This is a genomic window from Phaeodactylibacter sp. (assembly GCF_040219495.1).
Taxonomy (GTDB): domain Bacteria; phylum Bacteroidota; class Bacteroidia; order Chitinophagales; family Saprospiraceae; genus Phaeodactylibacter.
Genome location: NZ_JAVJSK010000081.1, coordinates 1 through 9,254 on the forward strand (window position 1 = coordinate 1; position 9,254 = coordinate 9,254).

The 9,254-nt window shown below is 50.8% G+C and carries 2 protein-coding genes; both read left to right on the forward strand.

The genetic code is table 11. From position 1 onward, the window contains the following. Positions 1 to 222: 222 nt before the first annotated feature. The gene (locus RIC19_RS12885) at positions 223 to 4,278 is read left to right on the forward strand and encodes an ATP-binding protein (protein WP_350178737.1); all 4,056 of its coding nucleotides are present in this window, start codon (positions 223 to 225) and stop codon (positions 4,276 to 4,278) included. A gap of 216 nt (positions 4,279 to 4,494) precedes the next feature. Further along, positions 4,495 to 9,254 (forward strand): HYR domain-containing protein (locus RIC19_RS12890; RefSeq protein WP_350178738.1); only part of this gene is annotated, 4,760 nt, incomplete at its 3' end.

The window sequence follows — 9,254 nt, forward strand, 5'->3', positions numbered from 1 at the left end:
TCAAACTCTTCTGGCTCTAAACTGGTCAGTGCTTTTAGCTGGGCGGGGTTGCTTCGTATTTGGTCTGTGTCTATCATGCTATATAACATAGCAGATTTTTTTCAACCAGCCAAACTCGCGCACACACGAGCGCGCATGGTCTGGATTCAACTTTATTAAAATCTAATATATTCGAACCAACCCATTAATATTTAAGTTTACATGCTACTTTAAGCCCAACACATGAAGTACTACCTCTTCATAGCGTTCATATTGTGTGGTGCCACCCAGCTTATGGCCCAATCGTTAAAGCGTATTACCGTACAGGACGGGCTTTCTCAGGGCATGATCAATGACATTTTGAAGGACAGTGACGGCTTTATGTGGTTTGCGACCAATAATGGGCTAAACCGCTATGACGGGCACACCTTCAAGGTTTTTGCGCACAACCCCTTTGACGCTCTGTCCATTTCCGGAGACGAGATCGCATGCCTCTTGGAAGAATCCGAAGACTATATGTGGGTAGGTACCATATCACACGGCTTGAACCTTTTCGACCGTAAACGGGAAGTTTTCTACCCGATCACCGTTAAGGATACTCTTTCGCCTGATTTGCCTGCTTACCAAGTCTCCTCCATTGCAAAAGACGCGGAAGGAGGTCTCTGTATCGGCACAGATGATGGAGTATATAAACTGAAACTAACGCAACAACTAGCGCCGGGAAAACCTCCTCAGTTTGAAACGGTCTTTCTCCCTTTACCCGATGGGGTTAAAAATACCGTATCCAGTATATTCTGCACCTCAACTGGGAAAATATTGATCCGGGTAATAGCCTACGGGATATTCTCCTGGAATGCGGATGACGAAAGATTTGAGCCTGTTGTGCTCAATAATGGTACAGGTGAATTATGGAGCAGGGAGATGGCAGAGTACCCCACTGGCACCGTGTGGGCGAGCTCTAACCTGGGCTTAATGCAGTACCGGGATAAAAAGGCGCCGCTTTTGATCAAAAATGCGGAAAAACCTTTCCTGTCAAGCGTTTATGACCTCGCCATTCTGGAAGACAGAGAAGAAATATGGTTTTCTACTGGGTTTGACAGCCGGCTTTACTCCTTTGATCCCACACTATCCGCTGACCAGTTGCAGTTTGATACCGTTTTGGATGTGGGCGGTACGACGCGCCTGGTTTCCATGTATTTCGACGACCACCATACGCTATGGATAGGCACCAATGGATATGGCATCTATAAGTACCAGACACAACCCGCTGCTTTTGAGCACTTGGACGAAGGAAATAGTGTTACTTTTATTACTGAGATAGAGGGGCACCTTTTTACCGCCAGCCGGCTATCGGCCAGCGCCTATTCCACACAAAACAAGCGGTTCCTGCCCTTATCTGATGAGTACCCCCTGCCCGATGAGACCCGAGGGCTGTACCAGGCAAAAAACGGTATGATCTGGGCTGTTTCGGATGGCACGACCGCCCAGCTTTACCAACTGGACACCGCTTTTGAAATACAGCAAACTTACCTGCCGAACAATATCAACCCCCTTTTCGGTCAGATGATTGAGGATGCACAAGGCAAGCTTTGGTTCCCTGGTAATACAAAGGAGTTTCTGCGCTTTGACCCGCTTACCGGAAAAAGCCAGGAAATTTCCTGCGACGAATCGGAGGAGCTGCCCCTTACGGGCACTTCTAGTTTTTGCTTTTACAAAGACCATCAGGGCGACCTCTGGAAAGGCGGCCCCAGAGGGCTGGTACACCTGAAGCTGGATCAAAATAGCCAACCTTCAGGCTGCCGTTTTTTCAATAATGACCCCAACGACGCCCAAAGCCTCAGCCACAACAGCGTGGCATCCTGCCTGGATGACCCGGCTGAGCCAGATACTTACCTGTGGGTAGGTACCAAAGGGGGCGGTTTAAATAAACTCAATAAGCAGACCGGGCAGTGTGAGCACTTTACGACCGTACAGGGGCTACCAGACAACGTGGTCTATGGCGTACTTGCGGATGAAGAAGGCTACCTCTGGCTGAGCACCAACCGGGGACTGTCCCGCTTTGACCCCCGCCAGGAGGTCTTCCGGAACTACAAAGCCGAAGATGGGCTGCAGGCAACCGAATTCAACACCGGCGCTTTTTTCAAAAACGAAACGACCGGGCAGCTATTCTTCGGTGGGGTGAATGGCATCACGGCCTTCTTCCCGGACCAGATCAAGCCAGACCCTTATATTCCGCCCGTGCATATCACCGGGCTGAAGATACATAGTGAAGAGGTGGCTATAGGACAGCCGCTGGAAGACGGCCAAAAGGCTATTTTGAAAGCATCTATTGCCTCCACAGGGCGCATTGACTTGGACTGGCACCAAAACCATGTCACCCTGGATTTTACAGCCTTGGATTATACCATCTCAGAAAAGAATCAGTACCAGTACCGGATGTCCGCCGTCGACAGAGAGTGGGTGCGCGCCGGGGCCGACCGCAGCGTAACCTACGCCAACCTCGTGCCCGGTGAATACCTGTTTGAAGTCAAAGGCAGCAACAGCAGTGGGGTATGGAACGAAAAGCCCGCCCAGCTTCGTATTGTCATCCACCCGCCCTGGTGGCGGACTACCTGGGCGTATGTCGCCTACCTGCTGTTATTTTCAGGGGCTGTCATTGCCTTGTACCGTTTTCAGCTCAACCGGAACAAATTGCGCAACCAACTCGCGTTCGAACAAAAGGAAGCCGAACGGCTATCCGAGCTCGACCGCATTAAAACCAACTTCTTTTCCAACGTCACGCACGAGTTCCGCACCCCACTCACCCTGATTATCGAACCCATCCGGCAATTGATCGCCGAGCATTCGGATAAGAAAGCCCAGGGGCGGCTGAAAATGGCCCTAAAAAACGGTGAACACCTGCTCCTGCTCGTGAACCAGCTGATGGATTTGTCCAAACTGGAAAGCAAGCAGATGCAGCAAGACCTGCGCAGAGCTGATATTGGAGAGCTATTCCGCGGGGTCTACCGCCTGTTTTTGCCGCTGGCAGAGAAAAAGGACATTACCCTGAAATTGTCTGCACCATCGTCAATTGCGCCTTCCTACCTCGATAAAAATAAATTGGAAAAGGTCTTTTACAACCTGCTCTCCAACGCCGTGAAATTCACCCCCGACAGCGGACAAGTCAAGGCTGCTTTGTCAGAAGTAGCGCAAGGGCAGCAAGCCTTCTTCAAAATCACAGTAACGGACACCGGTATCGGCATCCGGCAAGAAGACCTGCCCCGTATCTTCGACCGCTTCTACCAGGCCAATGACTCCTCCGTACGCGAACACGAAGGCACCGGCATCGGATTGGCACTGACCAAAGAGCTGGTAGAATTGATGGGCGGGACGATCACCGTTGACAGCCAGTACGAAAAAGGCACTACCTTTGAATTGTTGTTGCCCGTGCGCACCGAACCGGAGACGGTAAACGAAAGCAAGGCACAACCGGCTACGCCCGACCTCGCCTTCAGCCTGCCTGCCGTTGCAGATCCTGAAAACCAGCCGGAAGAAGCCACTCCGGCTTCTATGGACGAGGAACTTATTCTGGTCGTGGAAGACAATACAGACCTAAGACAGTTTATCTGCCAGTCCCTGCCCGATAACTTTCAGCCCGTTGAAGCCGTAAATGGAGAAGATGGGTTTCAAAAAGCTATAAAACTGATCCCTGACCTGATCATTTCCGATGTGATGATGCCCCGGCTCGATGGTTTTGGCCTTACGGAAAAGCTGCGCAAGGACGAACGCACCGCACATATCCCCATCATTCTGCTGACCGCAAAATCTACCGTAGACAGCATAGTACAGGGGATTGGCACCGGGGCAGACGCCTACCTGACCAAACCCTTTAGCGTCGAAGAGTTGACGGTCAGGGTCAGAAAGCTGATTGAGATGCGGCGGCAGCTACAGCAGAAATACAGTGCTCAAAATCCTACAGTACTCCAGTCAGAGCCGCCAGGCAGCGAGCATCCTTTTTTGCAAAAACTGCAAAGGAGCATTCAGAAAAACCTGGGCAACGAAGACCTCTCCGTGGAAGACCTCGCGCAGGACGTAAATATGAGCCGCACTCAACTGCACCGGAAGCTGAAAGCACTCACCGGGCAGTCTACCTCCTCCTTTATCCGCAACTACCGCTTAGATGCTGCCTGCCAACTGCTGGAAGAAGGCGCGTACAGCGTGAAAGAGGTCTCCATGCTGGTCGGGTTCAAAAACCAGACGTACTTCTCTACCAAATTCAAGGAGCGCTTTGGGGAGCCCCCCAGCTTTTTCCTTTCCTGATGCAACATAAGTTAATACCCCCCGCAACATAAGTTAACAACTTGCCAACATGCAACATGTCCGTACGCTTTGGTAACATAGCTTAATCCCCGCCCTGGCTACATTCTTCATATTTACGCGCTCAAGTATACCGACTCACTAAAACAAAAATTGCCTGCACCGGTGACGCTAGTCCCGGAAGTGTCCCCTGTGCTGCTGCCTAAACTTCAGTTGAACATGAAATACCTATTCCTTCTCCTCTTCGCTTCTTTTATGCTGGCCCTGCCGACGGTGCTCGACGCCCAATGCCCTGCTAATAATATATTATACGTTAATGCTGGTGCCACATCTGGAGCTAATGACGGCACCTCCTGGACGGATGCCTTCACCAGCCTGCAGGATGCCATAGCCCTGAAGAATTCCTGCCCTAATATAGATCAAATCTGGGTGGCTGCCGGCACCTATAAACCTTCAGCCTATCCGGCGGACTGCATTGGGTGCACTACTGATCGTGACTTCACTTTTTTACTACCAGACGGGTTGAGCCTCTATGGCGGCTTCGCTGGTACGGAGTTAGCACTGAGCGAAAGAGATATTGCTAATAACACTACTATACTCAGCGGGGATATCGGAATAATAGGTGACGCCTCGGATAATGTCTATCATGTAGTTTCGATCGTATTTCCAATTTCCGACATAGCCACCAATATCCAGTTAGATGGATTCACCATTACCGGGGGTAATGCGAATGGGGGAAATACACACACAACGGTGAATGGGGGTAAAAGTTGGCGTAATGTTGGCGGTGGAATTTTGCTCTACGGCGGTGATTCGTATGGCACAAACAGCGCAAACACGCTGGCTAATAACACGCTGTATGGGAATACAGCATCATTTCTGGGCGGTGCAATTTCCATCTTTTACAATGCAAACACACTGGTCAACAACACCCTTTTCGGAAATTCATCAAACCATGGTGGTGGGATCTACATCACCGGAATTAACATACTACTTAACAATACCCTGTCCGAAAATACAGCAATCTGGGGTGGCGGGATTTACACCGAAGCTAGCGTGAGCACGTTTGTCAACAACACTCTATCCGGAAATATGGCAGTTGAGGGCGGAGGGATATTTTGTGAAATTTCCTCTAATACGCTGGTCAACAACACCCTATCCGGAAATACAGCAGGTGAGGGCGGAGGGATATACTTCTATACATCAACAGACGTGCTAACCAACAATATTATCTGGGGTAACTCCGACGGGATATTCACCGAATCTAGTACACTCAACGTCAGCCATTCCATCGTACAGGGTGGGTGGTCCGGCACTACTAACCTGGACGAAGACCCACTCTTTATCCAGCAGCCGCCGGTGGGTTTGGGCTCAAGTGGTGACCTACGCCTACAGTCCAATTCCCCGGCTATTGATGCTGGCAACAATGCCGCTGTGCCTCTTAATGTCACGACCGACCTCGACGACAACCCCCGTATTTCTAACCTTACAGTGGATATGGGGGCTTATGAGTTTCAGGCTCCAATACCCCCTGGACCAAGTCCGGTCTGTGCTACTGACCTGACCGTGCAGATTGGTGCTGACGGTATCGCTACTGTAACGGCTGATGCAGTTGGCAACAATAGCACAGGTTATGCGCCACTTTCGCTGCTTATCGATGGTCAAAACAGCTTGATTTTCGGTTGCAGTGACGTAGGGATGCAATCAGTGGTTCTACAAGTGACTGATCCGTTTATGAGCATGGCGAGTACGACTTGCACCTTTACAATAGAAGACTCAAGCCCGCCCACAGCTCTTTGCCAAAATGCGACCGTGCAGCTTGATACTGACGGAAATGGCACCACCACCGCCACGGCACTCAATGCCGGATCAACCGATAATTGCGACATCACCAGCATCAGCGCAGGGCAGACTGCCTTCGGCTGCGGAGATGTGGGCGCCAATACCGTCATCCTGACCGTAACCGATGTCAATGGCAACTCCAGCGACTGTAACGCCACGGTTACTGTTGAAGACAATACCCCTCCCACCGCCAACTGCCCAAGCACTCAAATTGTGAGTAGTACTACCGGTCAATGCGGTGCGAATGTGAGTTTTTCGATACCCGACCCAACCGATAATTGTTCGGCGACTGCTACTGCCAGCTCGGCGTCCGGCTCGTTCTTCAATGTAGGCACCACCCAGATCACCGTCACCGCTACCGATGGTACTGGCAATACCGGCCAGTGTACTTTTGACGTGATAGTGAACGATACGGAGAACCCTACCATCAGCTGCCCAGCCGATGTCACGCAAACCGTTGATGCCGGTCAAACCTACGCCACGGTCATCAATATTGCACCGGTGAGCAGCGATGACAATTGCGCTTCCCCCACCATCACACACGCTATCTCAGGGGCGACCACCGGCAGCGGCGGGGCAGATGCAAGCAACACACAGTTCAACATCGGCAGCAGTGTAGTCACCTATACCGTCACGGATGCCGCTGGCCTTATCGGCAATTGCAGCTTCACCGTGGATGTTACCCCTGATTGTGGCAGCATACTTGTCAACTCTACCGCCGACAACCTTACCCCAGGAGATGGCAACTGTACCCTGCGCGAAGCCATCCGTAATGTCAACGCCGGCTCTGACCTCACCTCTGGTGATTGTAATTGTGGAAACACTATCACCTTTGATGTCTCTACAAATGGTACGCCTATTGTGCTGAGCATTGCTGGTACTGATGAAGATGCTGCCGCAACGGGGGATTTAGATATCACAGCAGATGTCACTATTACAGGCAATGGGAGCGGCAACACCATCATCAATGGAAACGATATCGACCGAGTGTTTCATCTTCCTCCGGCTGCGGCTTCTTTGAACGTAACCCTGGAGCACCTCACGGTAAAAGACGGCCTGCTAACTGGATCCAATTTCGGTGGGGGGGGGCTTAACAGTGATTCTAACAATGCGAACCTCATCATTTCAAACTGTGCGTTTGAGTCCAATCAAGCCAGTAGTAATGGGGGAGGGCTACGTATCGAAAGTGCGTCAACCGTAGAAATCGATAATTGCCTATTCAATGGGAATATTGCTTACGAATCCTATGGAGGGGGAGTTAGTTTAAGTATCGGTGCTTATACTATCCGCAACTGTTTTTTCCAAAACAATCAAGCAGGTGTCGCTGGAGGAGGAGCCGCCACTCATAGTGGAGTGTATACATTTATCAATTGTACAATGACAGGAAATACAGCGACCAACGGCGGAGGAGCCATTGAAAATTCATCTAATAGCGGGTCGGTAACCCTTACCAATTGCACCATTGCCGAAAACACCTCTATCAATGGAGCTGCCGTAGATATCAACAACAACAATGCCTTCCTTAGCTTAACGAACAATATCATCGTCAATAATATCTCCTCCAGCGACTTAAAGATTATCGGCGTTTCCCCTCAGGTCAATGTAAAAAATATAGTAGAGTCCTGCTCTGGTAGCTGTCCTACCTTCTTTTCCACCAGTGATGACGTCATTTGCGGGCTCTCCACCTGTGCTAATGGACTCAGCTATTATCCGGTAATACCTAACAGCGATGCGGATGGCACTGCGGATACCTCTACCCCATTAGCCGATGATATATGTGGCAACAGCCGAAGTACCTCCTCTTACAATATCGGATCAAGCGAAGTTTTTTTTACAGATAATGAAAACCCGGTTGCAATCTGCCCAGCCACGCAAACCGTAAGCAATGATGCAGGGGAGTGTGGCGCTAATGTGAGCTTTACCGTTCCAGACCCCACCGACAACTGCTCGGCTACTTCTTCCGCCAGCCCGGCTTCCGGCTCGTTCTTTAATGTAGGTACCACCCAGGTCACCGTCACCGCTACCGATGGTACTGGCAATACCAGCCAGTGTACTTTTGACGTGATAGTGAACGATACAGAGAACCCTTCCATCAGCTGCCCGGCCGATGTCACGCAAACGGTCGATGCGGACCAAACCTACGCCACGGTTATTGACATAGCACCAGCAAGTAGCGATGATAATTGCGCTTCCCCCACCATCACACACGCTATCTCCGGAGTAACCACCAGCAGCGGTGGATCGGACGCAAGCGGCACGCAGTTCAACATCGGCAGCAGTGTAGTGACCTATACCATCGAGGATGCTTCCAACAATACAGCTACGTGCAGTTTCAATGTGGAGGTAAATGGCAATGCAGAAATTGATGTGCAAGACCCTGATATGAACAGCCTGACGAATAATGCCAGCAATTACGATTTTGGTAACGTGGACATCATGGGCGGGAGTGCCTCGGGTACCTTTACCATCAACAATATTGGAGATATAGCCCTGCTGCTCGATGGCGCTCCAACCGTAGCTATCAGTGGCTCTGCTTCATTTAGCGTTACTCAACCTTCCTCAACAACAATCGCTCCTGCGGGCGCTACCGCCTTCCAAATTGATTACAATCCTGCCAATGAGGATTGCAGCCAGCAAATGGCAACGGTCTCTATTGAAAATAATGACCCAGATGAGAACCCATTTGTGTTCACCGTTTCAGCTACCCCAGTCGATAATGTAAACCCAACGGCTAACTGCCCGTCGAATATCACCCAGAGTAACGATACCGGCCAGTGTGGAGCAAATGTAAGCTTCAGCATCCCTGCCCCAAGCGACAATTGCCCGGGAGTAAGTGCGATAGCCAGCCCGGCTTCTGGCTCGTTCTTTAATGTAGGTACCACATCCGTGACGGTCATCGCTACCGATGCCAGCAATAACACTGGCAGCTGTACCTTCACGGTCACCGTGACAGACAATGAGGACCCCGGCATCACCTGCCCGGCAGATATTACCGTAGATAACGATTTAGGGCTGTGCAGCGCAGTGGTTAATATCCCCAACCCAACTGTTTCGGACAATTGCCCAGGGGCCAGCTTCGAGTACGCGCCAGCTTCAGGATCGGCCTTTGATGTGGGTACTACCACCGTCACCGCCAC

Coding starts and splice junctions, on each gene's coding strand:
- RIC19_RS12885 (WP_350178737.1), top strand. CDS start 223: ATGAAGTACTACCTCTTCATAGCGTTCATATTGTGTGGTGCCACCCAG.